Raw genomic sequence first — 18572 nt, 5'->3', positions numbered from 1 at the left:
CGGCCCGCAGGCGCCCGTCCGCTTCGCTTTACGTCCGGACACCCTGCCCCTCCGGCCCGCCCCCTCCCGTGGGTGGGGTGGGAGAAACCTCGTGGGGGCGCGCCTTGGTGGTCATCGACGGGTCGTCGGTCGGGGCCCGGAGGCTTCGCCCCCGGTTATGGGCCCCACCCCTACCACCACGGCACGCGAGACCGCAGCCCCCCTCCTGCCGCAACGGTGATCAGCCACGACGGCGAGGGTCCGGCAGCATCGACGACGGCAGAAGGATCCTTCCCACCCACCCACGGGAGGGGGCGGGCCGTAGGACGGAGTCTGGAGGGCCGCACCCGCAGCCGAAAACGCCCCGCGCAGCGGCAACAGCCCGCCGCAGGCGCAACGGCGACCAACCCCCACGGCGGGACAGCCGAAAACGCGGGCAGCCAAGCGCAGCGGAAGCGCAGCGAAACGGCCAGAAAAATACATGGGAAGACGGTAATATCCCTATGTGCGACGTCATGGTACTGAACGTCAGAGAACTGTCGTTGTGCTCGTGGCCGGGGTGGTCGCGCTGGCGTTGGTGACGCTGGTCCTGTGGAGCGGTCCGGGGGAGCGGCGGGGCCGGGATGCCAAGGGGCGGGGGCCGTCGCGGGTCGCGGGGCCGGTCGTGGGGTGGGGGTTCACCCATACCCAGTTCAGCGCGGACCAGGGCAACGAGCAGGCCAGGGAACGGGTTTCCCGGCTGCTGTCCGCGCATCCGATGCCGCAGAACCAGCACATCATGGGCTGGGGCGCCCAGAACCCCGAACCGAGCCCGGGCCGCTATGACTTCGCCGACCTGGACCGCCGGGTCGCGCTGATCCGGCGCACCGGCGGCACGCCCGTACTGACCCTGTGCTGCTCGCCGGACTGGATGAAGGGCGGCGCGGCCGGTGACACCGACTGGGACGCCCTGGAGAAGGCCCCCGTCCCGGAGCACTACGCGGACTTCGCGGCCCTCGCCGGGAAGATCGCCCGCCGCTACCCGGACATCCGCCACTTCGTCGTCTGGAACGAGTTCAAGGGGTTCTTCGACGATGCGAAGGGGCGCTGGGACTACGAGGGTTACACCCGGCTGTACAACCTCGTCCACCAGGAGCTGAAGAAGGCCGACGCGCGCAATCAGGTGGGCGGGCCCTATCTGGTGATGGACAGCTATGTGCCGGGGGACGACACCTACGCGTCCGACCTCAAGGGGCCGTGGGGCAGCATCGACCGGCGGACGCTCGACGCCTTCGCCTACTGGAACCGGCACAAGGCCGGTGCGGACTTCGTGGTCGTCGACGGCTCCAGCTACAGCAAGGACGACCGGTTCGCCCCGGGCCCGTTCACCGCCGCCCGGAAGTTCGCCGACGTGGGGCGGTGGCTGCGCGAGCAGACCCGGCTGCCGTTGTGGTGGGCGGAGTGGTACGTCGAGATCGCGGACGACGGCGACCGGGCCGCCTGGAGCGAGCGGCGGCGGGTCGCCGCACACGCGACCGCGCTGATCGAGATGGCGGCGGGCGGTGCCACCAGCGGGTTCTACTGGAACCCGGAGCGCGAGGACGGGGCGTGCCCGGGCTGTCTGTGGACGAGCACCGAACGGGACGACGGGGGAGAGCAGTTGCCGATGATGGAGCTGCTGTCGCGGTTCTCCGGTGCCTTCCCGCCCACGGCCCGGCCGCGGGAGCTCGGTACCGGCGATCCGGCGGTCCGGGGGCTGGCCGACGACCGTACGGCGCTGCTGGTGAACACCGCGGACCGCCGCCGCACGGTGACGGCGGACGGGCGGGAGCTCACCCTGGGCGGGTACGAGGTGCGGTGGATCGACCGCTCCTGATCACGACAGCGTCGAAAACCGCTGCACCAGCGACGCCAGGAACACCAGCAGCAACGGCATCGCGAACCAGAACAGCCCCTGCATCCACTGCAGTTGGCGCACGCCCGGCGCCGCCGCGACGCGGAGCATCTCGCGGGCCGCCAGCACCACGACCAGCGCGAGCAGCGACAGCGCGCCGAACACCGACCACGGCGTCCAGGTCACCTTCGGGCCGGCCGGGCCGGGCCGGGGCGGTGCGGCCTCGCCGGCCGGCCGCCGGGTCAGCTCGTACACCGCGGCGTGCTCGTTGGACAGCACCCGCCGGAGTTCGGGGCGCCGGTCCAGCGCGGTCCGCAGCCGCCGTTCCCAGCCTGCCGGATAGCCCGAGTCCAGCCGCAGCGACTCCGACTGGCCGTGGTTGACGATCAGATACGACTGCGGCCCGGCGTCCCGGAGGGCGCTGATCAGCGGACCGGCCCGGGACGGGTCGCGCGGCGCCGGGGTCGGTGCGTACTGCACCCGCTCCATGTCCCTGGCGCCCCAGGGCATCGCCGGGGTGACGCTGTTGACGGGGTCGTCGCTCAGCCACAGCAGCCGCACCGTGGGCCGGTCGTGCGCATAGACGTAGTCCATCGCCGCGACCTCGCCCGGCCGGATCCGCTCGAAGGGCTCATTGCCCCAGCGGGCGACCAGGAATCCGGCGGCCAGCAGCAGGCCCGTCAGCAGGGCGGCGGCCGGCCCCAGCCCGCGCCGGGTGCCCGCGGGGCGCGGGAACAGCGCCAGCGCCGCCAGCACACAGGCGCCGGGCAGCGCGAACAGGAAGACCCGCAGCCCCATCTCGCCGCCGTACGACTGCATTCCGAAGGCGAGGAAGGGGACGAAGGTCAAGGTCAGCAGCGAGCGTTCGGTGAGGCCGGCCGCCCGCCGCCGCAGCACGCCCCAGCAGGCGAGTGCCAGTACCCCGCCCGCCAGCGCCACCCGGGCGTACAGCACCAGCTTGTGGGTGGGGTCGCCGCCCCCGATCCGGTCCGTCACCGAGGAGGAGACATTGCCGCCGATGCCCCCGAGCCCGCCGAACAGCTCGTCGAAGTGGCCCGACCAGTACGGCTCGGCCAGGAACCCCACCCATGCCGCCACCAGCACGCCCAGCAGCAGCGGCAGTCCGCGCAGGGCGGAGCGCCGGGCCAGGACCAGCACGGTCAGCACGCCGAGCATCACGAACGGGGTGAGCTGGTGGGCCGCCACCGATGCCGCGAACAGCGCGATCAGCGTGCCGAGCAGCACCGCCAGCTGGGCGCGGCCCGCCGGGTGCGGCTCCGCCTCGCCCGGCCGCCGCCCGGCCCCCGCCTGGCGCTGTGCCGGCCGGAACCACACCAGCAGGATCGCCGCGAACGCGAGGTAGAGGAGGTAGGTGAACCCCTGGGGGGAGAAGTAGTCCTGGCCGACCCAGCCGCACAGCGCGAACAGCCAGGCCGCGCACCACTTCGCCCGCCAGCTCGCCCGTACCGCCTTCAGCAGGAGGAACACCGGTGCCAGATACAGGAGTTGGATGGTGAGCGGCCACCAGCGCAGGACCTCGGTGAAGTCGGTGACCCCGCACGCCCCGGCGAGGAACTGCACCCCGGCGAAGAAGCCCGGCCAGCTCCAGCGGGCGTCCAGGTCGGGTACCGCGGTGCCGGTCCGGTCGAGGTGGTCGAGGAAGCCGAGGTGCTGCCAGGCCGTGGGGAACCGCGGTTCGGTCTCCAGGACGGCCGGCAGCGCGTGCAGGGCCGCCACCGTCAGCAGCAGCACGGCCAAGAGCAGGGTGCGGCGCGGACCGGGCAGCCACAGCGCCCAGGCGTACGCCCCGACCAGCAGGACGACGCCGGCCAGCGTCGCCGCAGGCAGTACCGAGAGCAGACCGAGCCCGGTCATCCGGTCCAGGTCCGAGTCGCCCATGCCGCGCAGCGGCAGCCAGAACAGGGCGAGCGCGGTGGCCAGCAGGGCCCAGGCCGCCACGTGGCCGGCCCGCCCGCGGTGGCGCGGTCGCGGCGCCGGCGTTCCCGCTCCGTCGGCCTCTTCGTACGTCCTGGGGCCGTCCCCCAGGTCCCCGTGGAACGCCAGGTCCGCCAGGTCGCCGTCGGGAGCGCTGCCGTAGGCGGGGGCCCGGGTCAGCGGTGCGGTCACCACCTCCCCGCGCAGCACCCGGCGCAGCCGTACGCGCGCGATCGCGACGATCACCGCCAGGCTGGAGATCTCGGCGATCCCGGCCCCGGTCAGCCCCAGCCGCGGCAGCAGCACCAGCGTCAGCCCGAGCACCAGCACACACAGCAGCCCCTGCAGCGCGGCCAGTCCGGCCGTCCGGTTCTGGGCGCGCAGCACCGCGAAGTGCACCTCCATCACGACCCGCAGCACGGCGCCCACCGCGAACCAGCGCAGCAGCGGCGTCGCCGCCTGCGCGTAACCGGACCCGAAGATCCCGAGGAGCCAGGGCGCGAGGACGAACAGCGTGAGGCAGACGGGGAGCATGATGCGGGCCATCCGCCGCAGCGCGGCCCGGGTGTTGTGGGCGAGCCGCGCCGGATCGTGCGCGCCCTCGACGGTCAGCGAGGCGCCCATGTTGAGGGCGAGCAGATTGACCGTGCCGCCGATGGTGGTCGCGATGTAGAAGTACGCGTTGTCCGCGGCGCTGACCTGAGAGGCCACCAGGACCGGAACGAGGTAGACCACGGCGAGCGAGAACAGCGATCCGGTGCAGTCGCCGGCCAGGAAGCGGCCCATCTCCCGCAGCGACGGCGGCCGGGCGGTGCGCTCGGTCATCCGTACGTGCCGGGGGATCAGCCGCCGGAACACCAGCCAGCCCAGCGGGACCACCGAGACCGCGATCGCCGCGACCCAGGAGACGAAGACCCCGGCGGTGGGGATCGCGACGGCGCACACCACCAGCAGGCCCAGCTTCACCGTGGAGAAGGCGAGATTGCCGGCCGGCACCCACAGCGCGCTGCGCAGCCCGGTCAGCACCCCGTCCTGGAGGGTGAGCAGCGACCAGGCGACCACGGCCAGGACGAAGCCGAGGCCGCCCAGGGGGCCGTGCAGAAAGCGGTAGGAGGGTCCCCACAGGTCGAGGGTGAGCAGGAAGGCGGCCGCGGCGACGGCCACCACGGCCGAACTGCCCGCGTACGTCCGCAGTACCAGCCGGCGCGTGGTGCGGCCGGCGACCGGGATGAAGCGGGCCAGCGCACCGGTCAGGGTGAGCGCCATCAGCCCCGCCAGCAGCTTCATCGCGGCGATCGCCGCCGAGCCCTGGCCGACCGCGGACTCTGTGTAGTAGCGGGCCGCGACCAGCCAGAAGCCCAGGCCCAGCAGTCCGGAGACACCGGTGTTGAGCATCAGCGCATAGGCGTTGCGGAACAGCGGACTGCCACCGCCCCGCCCGGCCGGCCGCGGTGGCTCCGGCGCTGTGCGCTCCTCGGCCTTGGTGGTCGTGTCGGACACCGGCTCAGCTGCCCTTTCCTCCGCTGCGGGGGTGCCGCGGCGGGCTCGGCGTCAGCGGCCCGGCGTGCACAGCCGGACCGCCTGTCGTGTTCTGCGGACGACCGCGTACCCCTTGGTGAGCACCCGGTCCCCGGCGAAGGAGCGGAGCAGCCCGCGGCCCTCGACGAGCCGGGCGAACTCCTCGGTGCCCGTATCGCGCCGCACCGTCAGCCGCGTCAGCGCATACGGTCCCTGACGGCGGGCCGCGAGTGTATTGCCCACCGCGAGGGCCTGGCTGAAGCCCACCCCGCGCACGGTCCGCCGTACCCGCCGGCTGGAGTGGCCGTAGGGATACGCGAAGGACTCCGGCGGCACCCCGGTCTCATCGGCGATGATCTCCTTGCAGCGCAGCACCTCGTGCCGCAGGCGCTCGTCGTCGAGGTCGTCCAGATGGGGATGGCGGTGGCTGTGCCCGCCGATCTCCACCCCGGCCCCGGCCAGCTTCCGCACCTGGTCCCAGTCGAGCATGGTGTCCAGCGCGCCCCCGGTGTCGTACGAGCCGCGCAGCCAGCCCGTGGCGACGAAGAGGGTGGCCGCGAAGCCGTGCCGGGCCAGGGCCGGCAGCGCGTGCCGGTACACGCCTTCGTAGCCGTCGTCGAAGGTGATCAGCACCGGTCTGTCCGGCAGCGGGCCGCCGCCCCGCCAGGCCGCCGCGAGCGCGGCGGCCGTCAGCGGGGTGAAGCCGCCGGCGGCCAGCACCGCCAGCTGCTCCTCGAACGCGGCGGGGGTCACCGACAGCTGCCGTACGGCGGGGGCCGGGGCCGCGGTCACCGCGTGGTACATCAATATCGGCACCGGGGACGGGCGGCCGCTCATGCCGCCGCTCCTTCGTGCGCCGCGGCCCCCGCGCGCGTTCCCTCGTCCCCGGGACCGCCGGCTCCGGTACCGGGGAAGGACGTTCCCTTCCAGCGTGCCCGCAGGGCGCCCCACGCGTAGCCGCCCGCCGCGGCCGCCGTGCCGGCCACGATGGCGCCCGCCCGGCCGGCCCCGCCGGGCCGGCCCAGCAGCGCGTCCCGTACCCCGCGCAGCACCCCGGCGGGCAGCACCCGGGCGGTATGGCGCCGCTCGGCCGCCAGCCCGTCCCGCGCGCCGACGCTCCGCGCCACCAGCGCCTTGGACAGCCCCTCGGCGTAGGCCCGGCTGCGGAAGTAGCCGAACCGCTGCCGCGCGGCCGGCACCCGGTGGTGGATGACCGACCGGTCGTCGATCAGCAGCACCGCCTCCGGCATCAGCCGCGAGATCCGGATGCACAGCTCGGTCTCCTCGCAGCCCAGCGGCCGCCGGTCACCGTCCCGGCCGATCCCGGTCGCGAACCCGCCGACGAGGTCGAACGCCACCCTGCGGAAGGACGCGTTGCCGCCCAGCACATTGCGCACCCGCACCTTCCCCGGCGGCAGACCGCGGTACGTACAGCCCACCACCCAGTCGAACTCCTCGGGGAACCACACCGGCCGGCGCCCGCACTCCCAGGCCGGTTCGGTGCGCCCGCCGACCGCCATCACCGCCGGGTCCGCATACGCCGCGGCGAAGTGGCGCAGCCAGTCCCGCTCGGCCACCGCGTCGTCGTCGAGGAAGGCGATGACCTCGCCGTCGGCCGCGGCGATGCCGGTGTTGCGCCCCGCGGACAGCCCGCGGGGGCCCGAATTGGCCATGATCCGCAGTGGAGTCGGCGGCGCACCCGGCGTGTTCGCGCCCGCGTGGGCGCCCTTGAAGTGCTCCTCCAGGCGGTCGAGCAGCCGCTGGTGGTGGTCCACCACCAGCAGCAGCTCGTGCGCGGGATGGGACTGCGCGCCCACGGACGCCACCGCGGCCAGGATGTCGTCCCACCGGTCCTCGGTGTGGACGCAGACGACGACGGAGATCCGCAGCGCCGGCCCGACCGCCGGTCTCGGTGGGTTCACAGCGCGTCCCCCGTGATCAGCGCAGGCCGCACGACCCGCCTCCGCCGGGTGCCCCGCTCGCGGAGGATCACCCTCAGCACCCGCAGCCCGTCGCGCACCGCTCTGAGATTGCTGACGCCGTGGATGCGGTTGTACTCGTGGCTGGGGATCTCCTGCACCCGCAGGCCGGCCTTGACCACCCGGATGTTCATCAGCGTCTCGACCTCGAACCCCGCGCAGTCCAGGGCGATGTGGTCCAGGCAGCGCCGCCAGAAGGCGTTGTAGCCATAGCACAGATCGGTGTAGCGGGCGCCGAACTTGGCGTTGACGACGGCGGTCAGCACCCGGTTGCCGAGCTTGCGCACCGGGGTCATGTCGTCCGTGCCGCCGCCGTTGGCGAACCGTGAGCCCTTGGCGAAGTCGGCACCGGACACCAACGCCGAGACATAGCTGACGATTTCGCCGCCGTCGGCCGATCCGTCCGCGTCGACCATCACGATGATCTCGCCGGTGCAGGCCGCGAAGCCGCTGATCAGCGCATCGCCCTTGCCCTTGCCGCGCTGCCGTACGACGGTGACGTCCGGCCGCAGTTCGCGGGCGACCCGGACCGTGTCATCGGTGGAGTTCCCGTCCACCAGGACCACTTCGTGGATCCAGTCCGGCAGGGTCTTGAAGACGTACGGGAGGTTTTCCGCCTCGTTCATCGCCGGAATGACGACGCTGACGGGCGGCGCGATGGCCAGATGTGAGGAGACGGGACGGTAGACGGACTGGTCCGGCAGCAGCGTCAGCGGCGTTTCTTCCGCGTCGGCCGGGCGAAGGAACGAGCTCATGGGTTGACTTCCCTCTCGTCCGGTGGACCGCCCACCCCCGGGCGGTCCGTGCTGGTCATCCGGGGCGAAAGGGGGGTTCGCACCCCGCTCCGCACGACGGGTGCGCCGTGCGGGCAGGGCGAGCTGGCATGCGTGTTTCCGGACGCGCGGCTCGTGCTCCGGTCCTCGGCAAGCCGTGATCGGCAAGCGAGGACCGAGCGCACGGGACCCCCCCAACCGCGCACCGCACCGGGCACTTCATCGTGTCGCCGAGCCCTCCCCTGGAGCCGTCTTGCGATGACCGTCCGATGCGGGTGGATGTGCGTCGGTTTTGCTGAATGGGACTTTAAGGCAAGGCGTTCCACGCCAAATACCCTTTGGCGCAATTGGCCGGTACGTACTGATGTACGCCAGTATTTCTGCACCGGCGCACGCCCTCTCGCGCGGTCTCGCATCCGGCGGAGAACCCGGGCACGGAGGGCCTGCGCGCACCGGTCCTCAGCGCCCGGAACGGATCCGGCCCACCCGTTTGAGCAGGCGGTCCGCCGGTTCGAACAGCTCCGGCCTGGCGAGCACCGCATTGCGCAGCGCACGCACCGGCGCGCGGCGCACCCGATGCCCCAGCGCGACGGGATGGGGCCGCATCACCCACCCCTCGGACACCAGCAGTTCACGGGTCTTGAGGGAGTCCTTGTAGTCCTTCGCACCGCGCCCCAGATCGAGGTACGCCACCGATTCCGCGGCCGCCGCCTGCGCCATCCGCAGATGCAGCACCAGTCCGGGCGAGAACTTCGCGAACTGCGGGTCGTAGGCCGGGAACCAGCAGGCGAGGACGGACGGCGAGCGCAGCCCGAAGTGCGCCGCGACCGGCCGCTCGCCGGCGTAGAGCACCGACAGCAGGCCCGCGAAGGAATCCGTGCGGCTGTGGAACAGCTGCTGCACGAGATGGACGATCCAGGGCTGTGCGAAGCGGTCGCTGCGCCCGGTCCTGCGGTACTGGGCGGACTTCCAGCGCATGAGCGTGCGCAGCGCCGCCGGGTCGCGCTCGTCGTGGACGTAGCGCACCGGCCCGAGACCCCGGCCGAGCCGGCGCTCCTTGGCCAGGGTGGTCCGGGTGAACTTCGGCGACCGGGCCCGCAGCGTTGCCAGATAGGCCTCGAAGCCCCGGTCCACATCGATGACCGGCGAGGCGTAGCGGCCGAACGAGGGCGCCTCGAAGGCGCACTGGCCCGCCACCAGGTGGTCGAACTCCAGCACCGACAGTCCGCAGGCCCGCAGCAGCTCCTGGGCGTCCCAGCGGAACCCGGGCCGGTGCACCAGCCCCTGCGCGTCGGAGACGCCCAGCCCGATCGCCCGCCCCACACCGAGCGCCGAGCGCTGGAAGGGCAGGAAAGCGGCCGGGCGGCCGTCCTGGTGCACCACGGCGATCCGCACCCCGCCGCGGCACCGGCCCACGGCCAGCGCGAACTCGGGGGACAGGAAGGGGTTCGCCTGCTGTGGCGCCCCCAGGGACCGGGCCCGGGACTGCAGCTCCGTCCAGGCGCTGCGGTCGGCCCCGGTCAGCCGGCCGGGGCGGTACACCGCGAGATCCATCTCAGTCCGCCCGGCGTCCGCGCCTACGGCCGCCCCGGGCCCGTAGCCCGCTCCACAGCAGCGCCGCGCCGCTGAGCGCCGTCACCGCGACCACCCCACCGCGCACCGACCACAGATGCAGCGCGAGCATGGCCTGCGCCACCAGCAGATCGACGGCGAGCGCACCGGCCCCGGCGGCCACCGCGCGGCCGAGCGGATCGATCCGGCCGAGCGCCACGGCGATCGCGGCGGCGGGCGCCATCAGGAGGAAGAAGAAGGTGAACGGCGCGCGCAGCGGCGAGCCGATGTCGGCGAGCGCCAGTACGGCCCCCACCGCGCCGATGCCGACCGCCACCCCCGCGATCAGCGAGACGGTGGCGCCCGCCGGCCGCTCGTCGGGCGGCGTCTCGTACGCGCTCTTGCCGTCGATGGTGTTGGTGTGCATGGGCAGCATCGCCCCCCGTGACCGCCGGATGCCGGGCCTCAATGTCGCGCAACGGCCAGAGCACCGTCAAGGCACGAAGAAGGCCGGAAACCTACGCAACCGGACAGGGGGACGGGCACCACCGGGGACTGCCGCCCGCCCGCCCCCGGACCCGCGGGCGGGGCCCCGGACGGCACACTGCCGCCCGGGGCCCCTCCCGGTATGACGTCGTGTCACATCGCCGTCACGGGACGATCCTCAGCAGCTTGTTGGGCGAGCCGCTGCCCGGGTTGGTCACCGCCCCGGAGGTGGCGCCGTTCGTCAGGGCCGTGGCGACCTGGGCCGGGGTGGCCGTCGGGTGCCCGGCGAGATACACCGCCGCCGCACCGGTCACGTGCGGGGTGGCCATCGAGGTGCCGGAGATGGTGTTGGTGGCCGAGTCGCCGGTGTTCCAGGCGCTGGTGATGGAGCTGCCCGGCGCGAAGATGTCGACCCGCGAGCCGTAGTTGGAGAAGGACGAGCGGGCGTCGGTGGAGGTGGTCGCGCCGACCGTGAGGGCCTCCGCGACGCGGGCGGGGGAGTAGTTCTGGGCGTTGTCCCCGGAGTTGCCGGCGGCGACGGCGTACGTCACCCCGCTCTTGATGGAGTTCTTCACGGCGGTGTCCAGGGCCGCGTCCGGGCCGCCGCCCAGCGACACGTTGGCCACCGACGGGCCGCTGTGGTTCTTGGTGACCCAGTCGATGCCCGCGACGACCTGGGCGGTGGTGCCCGAGCCGGAGTTGTTCAGCACCCGCACCGCCACGATCTTCGCCTTCTTGGCGACGCCGTACGCCGTGCCCGCCGCGTTCGCCGCGACATGGGTGCCGTGGCCGTTGCCGTCCTGCGCGACGTCGTCGTTGTCGATGGCGTCGTAGCCGTTCACCGCCCGCCCGCCGAAGTCCTGGTGGGAGACGCGGACGCCGGTGTCGATGACGTAGACGGTGGCTCCGGCCCCGGCGCTGTCCGGGTAGCTGTACTTCTTGTCGAGCGGCAGCTTGGCCTGGTCGATCCGGTCCAGGCCCCAGGACGGCGGGTTGGTCTGGGTGCCCAGGGCGTGCACGGTGCGGTCCTGGAAGACCGTGTCGACCGCCGGGTCGGCGGCCAGCCGTCTGGCCGCCTGCGCGGAGAGCGTGGCGGCGTAGCCGTTGAGTGCGGCGGTGTAGGTCCGCCGCACCGTTCCGCCGTACTCGGATATCAGGCTTCTGCCGTCCGCCGAGGCGGCCTTGAGGCCGGCCGAGCGCTTCAGCGTGACGAGGTAGCTGCCGTGGACCGCGTCCGGTGCGCCGGCTCCCACGACGGTGCCCTCGGCGGGCGCCGCATGGGCGGGGAAGGCGAGGGCGCCGAGGGCGGCTGCCACGGTGGTCGCGGTGAGCGCCGTGGCGATCCGCAGCGTGGTCGAACGCCGCGGGGTGGTACGGGACGTGGTGGAACGCATCACTGCCATCGCGAGGGAGTCCTCCTCATCGGTGGCGCGCCGTGCTGCGCGCGCGGGGGGTTGCGTACGGGGTCGTACGCACCTGGGGCGGCGGGGGAAGTCCGGTGGCCGCCCGGCAATGAGATTCGCGGTCACCGGATGTGCGCGGCAAGGCTTCTGTCGGGATGTCATATGCACGTCATGGCGAAGCAATGACATGGCAGTGAACATCCGCCCGAATCGGCAGATTTGCCGTGAACTGCAGAGTGACTTTTGGCATGGACACTTCCGGCTATCCGCGAGTCTTGCTACGACGGAGGTGGCAGAGACCCTGCTAAGGGAGGTTCCATGAGACTGTCCCGATCCGCGGCACTGACGTCGGCCTTCTTCGTCACCACGGCGCTCGCGCTCACCGGCGCGAGCGCCGCCGCGTCCGCCCAACTCCCCACCGCAACCGGCTATGTGGCACTCGGCGACTCGTACTCCTCGGGCGTCGGCGCCGGCAGCTACGACAGTTCCAGCGGCTCCTGCAAGCGCAGCACCAAGGCCTACCCGGCCCTCTGGAGCGCCGCGCACGCCCCCTCGTCGTTCTCCTTCACCGCCTGTTCCGGAGCCCGAACGGGTGATGTGGTGAACGGTCAGCTCGCTCCGCTCAACGCCTCCACCGGCCTGGTGAGCATCACCGTCGGCGGCAACGACGCCGGATTCGCCGACACCATGACGACCTGTGCGCTCCAGGGCGAGCGCGCCTGCCTGGCCCGCGTCGCCCAGGCCAGGACCTATGTCGACAACACCCTGCCCGGGAAGCTCGACACCGTGTACGCCGCGATCGGCCAGAAGGCCCCGAACGCGCATGTGGTGGTCCTGGGCTATCCGCGCTTCTACAAACTCGGCGGCAGCTGCGTCGCGGGGCTCTCCGAGAAGTCCCGTGCCGCCATCAACGCCGCCGCCGACGCCATCAACGGCGTCACCGCCAAACGCGCCGCCGACCACGGCTTCACCTTCGCCGATGTCAATACGACCTTCGCCGGCCACGAGCTGTGCTCCGGCAGCGCCTGGTTGCGCAGCGTCACCTATCCCATCGAAGAGTCCTACCACCCCACCTCCGCCGGCCAGTCCGGCGGCTACCAGCCGGTGTTCGCCTCCGCTGCGTGACGGTCCGCACACCGGGCGTCGGGAGAGGCCGTGAGATCCCGGTCTCTCCCCGCGCATCCGGCGCCCCGTCAGACGCTCCGTGCGCCCCCGCCGGTGTCCGACGGTCGCTCAACTCGCCCTGGTACGCGCCTCGTCCGTGACATTCCGTATGGTGTGCGTCAACGTCAAGGCGAGGCAGGTGAATCCGTTGACCGGTCTGCACGCGTGTCCTCCAAGAGAGATAGGGTTACCCTGCCCGGGCCGGGTGCCCTCGTAAGGGTGGGGAGATTCATGGAACAGATAACAGTGCGTAGCAGGGCGCGAGTCCCTGCCATCAATTGCGGGAGCAGTGCGTCCAGCGCGCGTCTCGACCGCCATCTCGCGGTGCTGGGTGGACCCGCCATCCCGCAGCGCGAGGCGGAGGGCGCGACCTCGCTGATGCAGGAGCTCACCGCGCGTGATCACTCGCGTACGAGGAACGGCCGCGGCGCCAGGGTGTCGCTTTTCGCGCCGCTGCGCAGGCTGCGGCGCTCGCTGTTCGGGGGGCACGGCTAAACCGCTTCACCAGCGGCATTCCGGGCGGCCGGCCCGCCCCCGCCCGACCGGTCCGTCCGGCACCACCCGTCACTTCGTGACGGGTGGTTTTTTCGTGGCCGCGGCGCCGCGGCCCTCACAAGAGGGCGAACTGCCCCTCCGGGCCCTCCTCGTGGTGGTCGAGGACGGACGCCGGACGGCGGGCCGCGACCGGTGCGGGCAGCACCCTGGCCGCCCGAAGCTCCCCCGCCGCCAGCTGCGCCCCCTGTGCCGTCAGACGGTCCAACTCGGCGCGCTGCGGCTCCAGTTCGGCCAGCAGGGCCAGTACGGTGACCAGCTCCAGCAGCTCCGAGGTCCACTCCTGGCGCCAGTCGGCGGGGCGCAGCGCGGCCAGCGAACCGGCCTCGGGCGGCTCCGCCCCGTCCGCGGCCGCGCCGGAGCGCTCGGCGAACCACGCCTCCAGGACGCGTACGCCGCCCGCGTGGAACTCCCACGCTCCCCTCGGCACCGGCGAGATCCGGCCGCTGCCGAGCAGCAGCGCCTCCTCCGCCGGGTCGTATCCGAGGGTCCGCGGCAGCCCGCGGGCGGGGAGCGCGCAGCGCACATACGGGCGGCGGCCGCCGGGCATCCGCGGCCGCTCGCCGGAGCCGGGCGGGCCGCCACCGGGTGCGTACGCGCCCCGCGTGCACAGCCACATCAGCCGCTCGCCGAGCGCGACTCCGCGCTCCCAGACCTCCGGGTCCGCGGTCAGCGGCACCGTGGTGCCCTCGGGGGAGTGGCGGGCGCTCGCGACCGTCCAGGCCAGCAGGTGCGCCGGGCGCACCGTACGGTCCAGCCGGCGGCCGAGCAGCGCGAGCAGGCCCGGCGGCAGATTGGGCTCCTGTCCGCCGGGCCTCCGGTAGAGCGGGAGGATCCGCCCGGGGCGGCCGGCCGGCGAGCGCCCGTCGGGCAGCAGCGCCGAGCACACCACCGCGGGGCCCGGCACCTGCGGATGGGGCCCCAACTCCACCGCGAACAGCTGCCGTTCGTCCGCCACCCGCCACAGCTCCGGCCGGGCCGCGTCGATCAGCCGCTGGTCGGGCAGCAGCCACTGCTGGTCGAACGCGCCGTGCAGGATCCGCACCGGCTCGGGGCACGGTCCGCTCGCCCGGTACAGCCGTCCGGTCGCCGCCTTCTGGCCCGGCAGCTGACCGACGGCGGAGTGCAGCGTACGGGCGCGCGACGGCCGGAACAGCCGCTCGCGGGCCGCCGCGTCCTCGGCGGCCACCAGCGCCGCCCACCGGGAGCGCAGGGTGGCCGGATCCGGCGCCCGCACCCAGGAACGGCCGAGCCGCAGCGGCGGCACGGACCACGGCATGAGATCGGACAGCCGTGGCGCGTCCTGCTTCGCCGTCACGCGGAGCCCCTCCCGGACCGTTCGGTTGACCCCGGCATGGTATCCACGGGCCCCGCGGCCGTGCCGAACGCGCGGGCCGGCCCCCTCCCTCCGCCCGAGGCGGTCTTCCGCTTGCTGATCTTGAAGGAGTACGGTCCTGGCCGTACGCCCGACAACGGTGCGGACCTCGCTCCCGTCACGCCTGAACGGCGCGGGGGACCCGCACCGCGCCGGGACCTGCTCAGGGGAGGACCGCCTCGTGACGGACACCACCTCCCCCACGCCTGAACGGCGCGGGGGGACCCCCATCGGCCACCGGGTCGGCGCCCGCCTGGACCGGCTGCCGCCGTCCCGCTGGCACCGCCGGACCACCCTCCTCGTCGGCATCGGCGCCTTCTTCGACCTCTATGAGATCTTCCTCGGCGGGGTGCTGGCCGCGGTCCTCGCCGAGCAGTGGGACCTCGGGCCCACCGCCAAGTCCTCGGTGATCGCGGCCGGGTTCCTCGGCATGTTCGTCGGCGCGAACGTGCTGTCGGTGCTCGCCGACCGGCTGGGGCGGCGCCGGATGTTCCTGGTCAACCTGGGCGCCTACGCGCTCTTCTCGCTGGGGTGCGCCTTCGCCCCGGACCTGCGGTGGCTGCTGGCCCTGCGCTTCCTGTCCGGTCTCGGGCTCGGCGCCGAACTGGTGCTGGTGGACACCTATCTCGCGGAGTTCCTGCCCCGGGCGGTGCGCGGCCGCTATATCGCCTGGGCGTACACCCTGGGCTTCGTCGGCGTCCCGGCCGCGGCCCTGCTCGGCGCACGGCTGGTGGCCGCGCACCAGCCGCTGGGCTTCGAGGGCTGGCGCTGGCTGCTGGTCGCCGGCGCGCTCGGGGCCGCGTTCATCCAGCTGATGCGGCGCCGGCTGCCGGAGTCGCCACGGTGGCTGATGGTCCACGGCCGCGGCGAGGAGGCCGAGCGGATCGTGAGCGGCATCGAGGAGCGGGTGGCACGGGAGACCGGCGGCAGTCTGCCGTCCGTACCGGAGGCGGAGACCGTCCCCGAGCGGCGGGTGCCGCTGGGCGAGATGTTCCGGGGCGACCACCGGCGCCGGACCGTGATGTGGTGGATCTTCCAGGTGCTGCAGACCGTCGGCTACTACGGCTTCGGATCGCTGGCTCCGGTGGTGCTCACCGCGAAGGGGCACACCGTCACCGAGTCGCTGCTGTACGCCGCGCTGAGCTTCTGCGGCTATCCGATCGGCTCCGCGCTGTCCATCCCGCTCATCGACCGGATCGAGCGCCGCACCCTGATCATCGCCGCCGCGCTCGGCATCGCCGCCTGCGGCCTGGCCTTCGGCTTCGCCACCGCCACCTGGGCCATCGTCGCCTTCGGCTTCGCCCTGACGGTGTGCAGCAACGTCTTCTCCAACGCCTTCCACGTCTACCAGACCGAGATCTTCCCGACCGGCCTGCGCAGCAGCGCGATCGGCATCGCCTACTCGCTCTCCCGGCTCACCTCCGTCGTGCTGCCGTTCGTCGCGATCGGCGTGTTGACCGACCTCGGTGCGGCCGCGGTGTTCGCCGGCTCCGCCGGGCTGATGGTCCTGCTGTGCCTGGACGTGGCGCTGCTCGGGCCGCGCACTACGGGGCGGAGCCTGGAGCGCATCTGACCCAAAGCCGCCGCCGGATCAGTGCGCGTCCAGCGTGACCGTGAAGGAGAAGCGGTCGCCGCGGTAGTGGATGCGGGCGACGTCGACCGCGCGGCCGTCCTCGTCGTAGGTGACCCCCGTGTAGTGCAGGATCGGGCTGAGCAGCGGGACCCGGAGGAGGCGGGCGGTCTCCGGGTCCGCCAGCGTCGCCTCGACGGTGTCGGTGATCCGGCTGATGCGCACCCCCACCGTGTCCCGCAGCACCTTGGTCATCGGCCGGCGTACGAGGTCCGCCGGATCGATCCGGTCGGCGACATCGGGCCGCACGTAGTTGCGTGCGTGGTTGGTCGGCTCGCCCGTCTCCTCATCGCAGCGCAGCCGATGAAATCCGGCCACCTCGGGCAACTCCGGGAAATACTCGGACAGTTCGGGCGGAACCGGCGTCGGGCCGTGCTCCAGCAGCTCGGTGCTCATACCGGACTGCTGGGCCACGATCGCGTCCACCGAGCCCAGCAGCCGCACCGGCGCCCCGCGCTGGGCACTCGGCTCGATGAACGTGCCGCGGCGCCGGTGCCGGCTGATCAGGCCCTCCGCCTCCAGCTCCTTGAGGGCCTGGCGCATGGTCAGCACGCTCACGCCGTAGTGCGCGGCGAGCGCGTCCTCGGTGGGCAGCCGCAGTGGTGCCTCGGGGGAGCGGCCGAGTATGGAGGCGCGCAGCGACTGCGAGACCTGGTACCACAGCGGCAGCTTGCGGTTCAGGTCGAGCGAGTCGGGAGCGAAGGTGGTCACGAGCGTTCCCCGGGTGTCACAGGCGGAAGTGGCGCTGGAGACCCTGCCACACGTCGTCGTAGCCGCGCTGCAGATGGCCGGCGTCCCGGGCCTGGGCGGTGAGCGTCAGCGGCCAGCGGGTCTCGAACATGAAGGCCAGCCCGTCGTCGATCTTCTGCGGCGCCAGCTCGGCGGCGCTCGCCCGGTCGAAGGTCTCCCGGTCGGGCCCGTGCGCCGACATCATGTTGTGCAGCGACCCGCCACCCGGTACAAAGCCCTCCGCCTTCGCGTCGTACGCGCCCTCGATCAGCCCCATGTACTCGGTCATCACATTGCGGTGGAAGTACGGCGGCCGGAAGGTGTCCTCGCCGACCAGCCAGCGCGGCGCGAACACCACGAAGTCCACGCCCGCCAGCCCCGGGGTGTCGGAGGGCGAGGTCAGCACCGTGAAGATCGACGGATCGGGGTGGTCGTAGCTGATGCTTCCGATGACATTGAAGCGGCGCAGGTCGTAGACGTACGGGACGTGGTTGCCGTGCCAGGCGACGACGTCCAGGGGCGAGTGGTCGTAGGTCGCCGTCCAGAGGCTGCCGCAGAACTTGTTGACGACCTCGACGGGGCCCTCGACGTCCTCGTAGGCGGCGACCGGCGCGCGGAAGTCCCGTGCGTTGGCCAGGCCGTTGGCGCCGATCGGGCCGAGGTCGGGGAGCTGGAAGGGGCGGCCGTAGTTCTCGCAGACATAGCCCCGCGCGCTGGTGTCCAGCAGCTCGACGCGGAAGCGTACGCCGCGCGGGATCAGCGCCACCTCGCCCGGTTCGGCCCGCAGCAGGCCGAGTTCGGTGCGCAGCAGCAGTCCGCCCCGCTCCGGCACGATCAGCAGCTCGCCGTCCGAGTCGCCGAACACCCGCCGTTCCATGGAGGTGTTGGCGTGGTAGAGGTGCACGGCCATACCGCTGCGCTGGGTCGCGTCGCCGTTGCCGCCCAGCGTCCACAGGCCGTCGAGGAAGTCCGTCGGGCCCTCGGGGGCGGGCAGCGGATTCCAGCGCAGCCGGTTGGGGTCGGGGACGCAGTCGGTGAACGGCGCCGACCCGAGGGCGCGCTGTCCGGCGCGGACGAACGGCGGGTGGGCGGCCGACGGGCGGATGCGGTAGAGCCAGGAGCGGTGGTTGTGGTCGCGCGGTTCGGTGAACGCCGACCCGCTGAGCTGCTCGGCGTACAGGCCCAGCGGGGCCCGCTGGGGGGAGTTGCGGCCCACCGGCAGCGCGCCCGGCACGGCCTCCGAGCTGTGCTCGTTGCCGAAGCCGGTGTGGTACGCCAGCCCCTCGGCCGTCTTCCTCGCCTGCTCGTTGCCCGTGCCTGCCATCGCGCGCTCCCGCCGCTCAAGGAATCCTATGCAAGACCTTAGGATTGCCGGGGCGGGTCGTCAACGGATGCCCTTCCGCTGCCCGTCCGCTGCGCTTTGCCTGGGCCCCACGTTTTCGGCTGGCCCGCCGTGGGGGTTGTTCGCCGTTGCCCTTCCGCTGCGCTTTGCCTTGGCCGACGTTGTTGGCTTTCTCGCCGTTGCGCCTGCGGCGGGCGTTGCCGCTGCGCGGGGCTGTTCGGCTGCCGGTGACGGGCCTCCGGGGCAGGGTGTCCGGACTGCTTCGCTTTACGTCCGGACACCC

At 72.9% G+C, this 18572-nt stretch carries 14 protein-coding genes; 4 read left to right on the top strand and 10 right to left on the bottom strand.

Annotated elements, in window-relative coordinates:
- Positions 1-484: 484 nt before the first annotated feature.
- Positions 485-1834: a xylan 1,4-beta-xylosidase gene (locus ACWD6P_RS34560; protein WP_451448167.1), complete on the top strand. Its 1350-nt coding sequence runs from the start codon at positions 485-487 to the stop codon at positions 1832-1834.
- Here ACWD6P_RS34560 and ACWD6P_RS34555 read toward each other — a convergent pair whose 3' ends face one another.
- From ACWD6P_RS34555 to ACWD6P_RS34525, 7 genes are all read right to left on the bottom strand, one after another.
- Positions 1835-5287 (bottom strand): lipopolysaccharide biosynthesis protein, encoded by a 3453-nt coding sequence (locus ACWD6P_RS34555; RefSeq protein WP_451448166.1) that lies wholly within the window; start codon positions 5285-5287, stop codon positions 1835-1837.
- A gap of 51 nt (positions 5288-5338) precedes the next feature.
- Entirely contained in the window at positions 5339-6142 is an 804-nt protein-coding gene (locus tag ACWD6P_RS34550; protein ID WP_451448165.1) for a polysaccharide deacetylase family protein, read from the bottom strand.
- On the bottom strand, positions 6139-7227 hold the full coding sequence (locus tag ACWD6P_RS34545; protein ID WP_451448164.1) for a glycosyltransferase family 2 protein: 1089 nt from the start codon (positions 7225-7227) through the stop codon (positions 6139-6141). The genes ACWD6P_RS34550 and ACWD6P_RS34545 overlap by 4 nt, the downstream gene beginning before the upstream one ends.
- The gene (locus ACWD6P_RS34540) at positions 7224-8039 is read right to left on the bottom strand and encodes a glycosyltransferase family 2 protein (protein WP_451448163.1); all 816 of its coding nucleotides are present in this window, start codon (positions 8037-8039) and stop codon (positions 7224-7226) included. Before ACWD6P_RS34540 ends, ACWD6P_RS34545 begins: the two co-directional genes overlap by 4 nt.
- A 477-nt stretch (positions 8040-8516) precedes the next feature.
- The gene (locus tag ACWD6P_RS34535; protein WP_451448162.1) at positions 8517-9611 is read right to left on the bottom strand and encodes a GNAT family N-acetyltransferase; all 1095 of its coding nucleotides are present in this window, start codon (positions 9609-9611) and stop codon (positions 8517-8519) included.
- 1 nt (position 9612) lies between these two features.
- A complete protein-coding gene (locus ACWD6P_RS34530) occupies positions 9613-10035 on the bottom strand; it encodes a hypothetical protein (protein ID WP_451448161.1) in 423 nt (140 codons plus the stop codon).
- A gap of 223 nt (positions 10036-10258) precedes the next feature.
- Positions 10259-11497, bottom strand: coding sequence for a S8 family peptidase (locus ACWD6P_RS34525; protein WP_451448160.1), 1239 nt, complete (start codon positions 11495-11497; stop codon positions 10259-10261).
- 318 nt (positions 11498-11815) lie between these two features.
- On the opposite strand from ACWD6P_RS34525, the gene ACWD6P_RS34520 reads away from it, so the two are divergent.
- Positions 11816-12622, top strand: coding sequence for an SGNH/GDSL hydrolase family protein (locus ACWD6P_RS34520; RefSeq protein ID WP_451448159.1), 807 nt, complete (start codon positions 11816-11818; stop codon positions 12620-12622).
- Positions 12623-12892: 270 nt separating this feature from the next.
- Positions 12893-13156, top strand: a complete 264-nt coding sequence (locus ACWD6P_RS34515) for a hypothetical protein (protein WP_451448158.1) — start codon at positions 12893-12895, stop codon at positions 13154-13156.
- A gap of 115 nt (positions 13157-13271) precedes the next feature.
- On the opposite strand, the gene ACWD6P_RS34510 is transcribed toward ACWD6P_RS34515, so the two are convergent.
- Complete coding sequence (locus ACWD6P_RS34510) at positions 13272-14531, bottom strand: type ISP restriction/modification enzyme (protein ID WP_451448157.1); 1260 nt, start codon at positions 14529-14531, stop codon at positions 13272-13274.
- Between the two features lie 238 nt (positions 14532-14769).
- On the opposite strand from ACWD6P_RS34510, the gene ACWD6P_RS34505 reads away from it, so the two are divergent.
- Positions 14770-16161, top strand: coding sequence for an MFS transporter (locus tag ACWD6P_RS34505; RefSeq protein ID WP_451448156.1), 1392 nt, complete (start codon positions 14770-14772; stop codon positions 16159-16161).
- Between the two features lie 18 nt (positions 16162-16179).
- Here the strand turns inward: ACWD6P_RS34505 and ACWD6P_RS34500 are convergent, their stop codons facing one another.
- Complete coding sequence (locus ACWD6P_RS34500) at positions 16180-16929, bottom strand: GntR family transcriptional regulator (protein ID WP_451448155.1); 750 nt, start codon at positions 16927-16929, stop codon at positions 16180-16182.
- Between the two features lie 16 nt (positions 16930-16945).
- Positions 16946-18271, bottom strand: a complete 1326-nt coding sequence (gene hmgA / locus ACWD6P_RS34495) for a homogentisate 1,2-dioxygenase (protein WP_451448154.1) — start codon at positions 18269-18271, stop codon at positions 16946-16948.
- Positions 18272-18572: the final 301 nt, after the last annotated feature.

The sequence above is a fragment of the Streptomyces sp. NPDC002446 genome, from assembly GCF_053595675.1.
Note: the sequence above shows the minus strand (reverse complement) of the source record. Positions and strands in the feature narration are given on the sequence as shown.

Excerpts from the sequence above, each read along its gene's own strand:
- ACWD6P_RS34550 (WP_451448165.1), bottom strand. The coding sequence starts at position 6,142 with ATGAGCGGCCGCCCGTCCCCGGTGCCGATATTGATGTACCACGCGGTG.
- ACWD6P_RS34540 (WP_451448163.1), bottom strand. The coding sequence starts at position 8,039 with ATGAGCTCGTTCCTTCGCCCGGCCGACGCGGAAGAAACGCCGCTGACG.
- ACWD6P_RS34535 (WP_451448162.1), bottom strand. The coding sequence starts at position 9,611 with ATGGATCTCGCGGTGTACCGCCCCGGCCGGCTGACCGGGGCCGACCGC.
- ACWD6P_RS34530 (WP_451448161.1), bottom strand. The coding sequence starts at position 10,035 with ATGCACACCAACACCATCGACGGCAAGAGCGCGTACGAGACGCCGCCC.
- ACWD6P_RS34525 (WP_451448160.1), bottom strand. The coding sequence starts at position 11,497 with ATGGCAGTGATGCGTTCCACCACGTCCCGTACCACCCCGCGGCGTTCG.
- ACWD6P_RS34520 (WP_451448159.1), top strand. The coding sequence starts at position 11,816 with ATGAGACTGTCCCGATCCGCGGCACTGACGTCGGCCTTCTTCGTCACC.
- ACWD6P_RS34515 (WP_451448158.1), top strand. The coding sequence starts at position 12,893 with ATGGAACAGATAACAGTGCGTAGCAGGGCGCGAGTCCCTGCCATCAAT.
- hmgA (WP_451448154.1), bottom strand. The coding sequence starts at position 18,271 with ATGGCAGGCACGGGCAACGAGCAGGCGAGGAAGACGGCCGAGGGGCTG.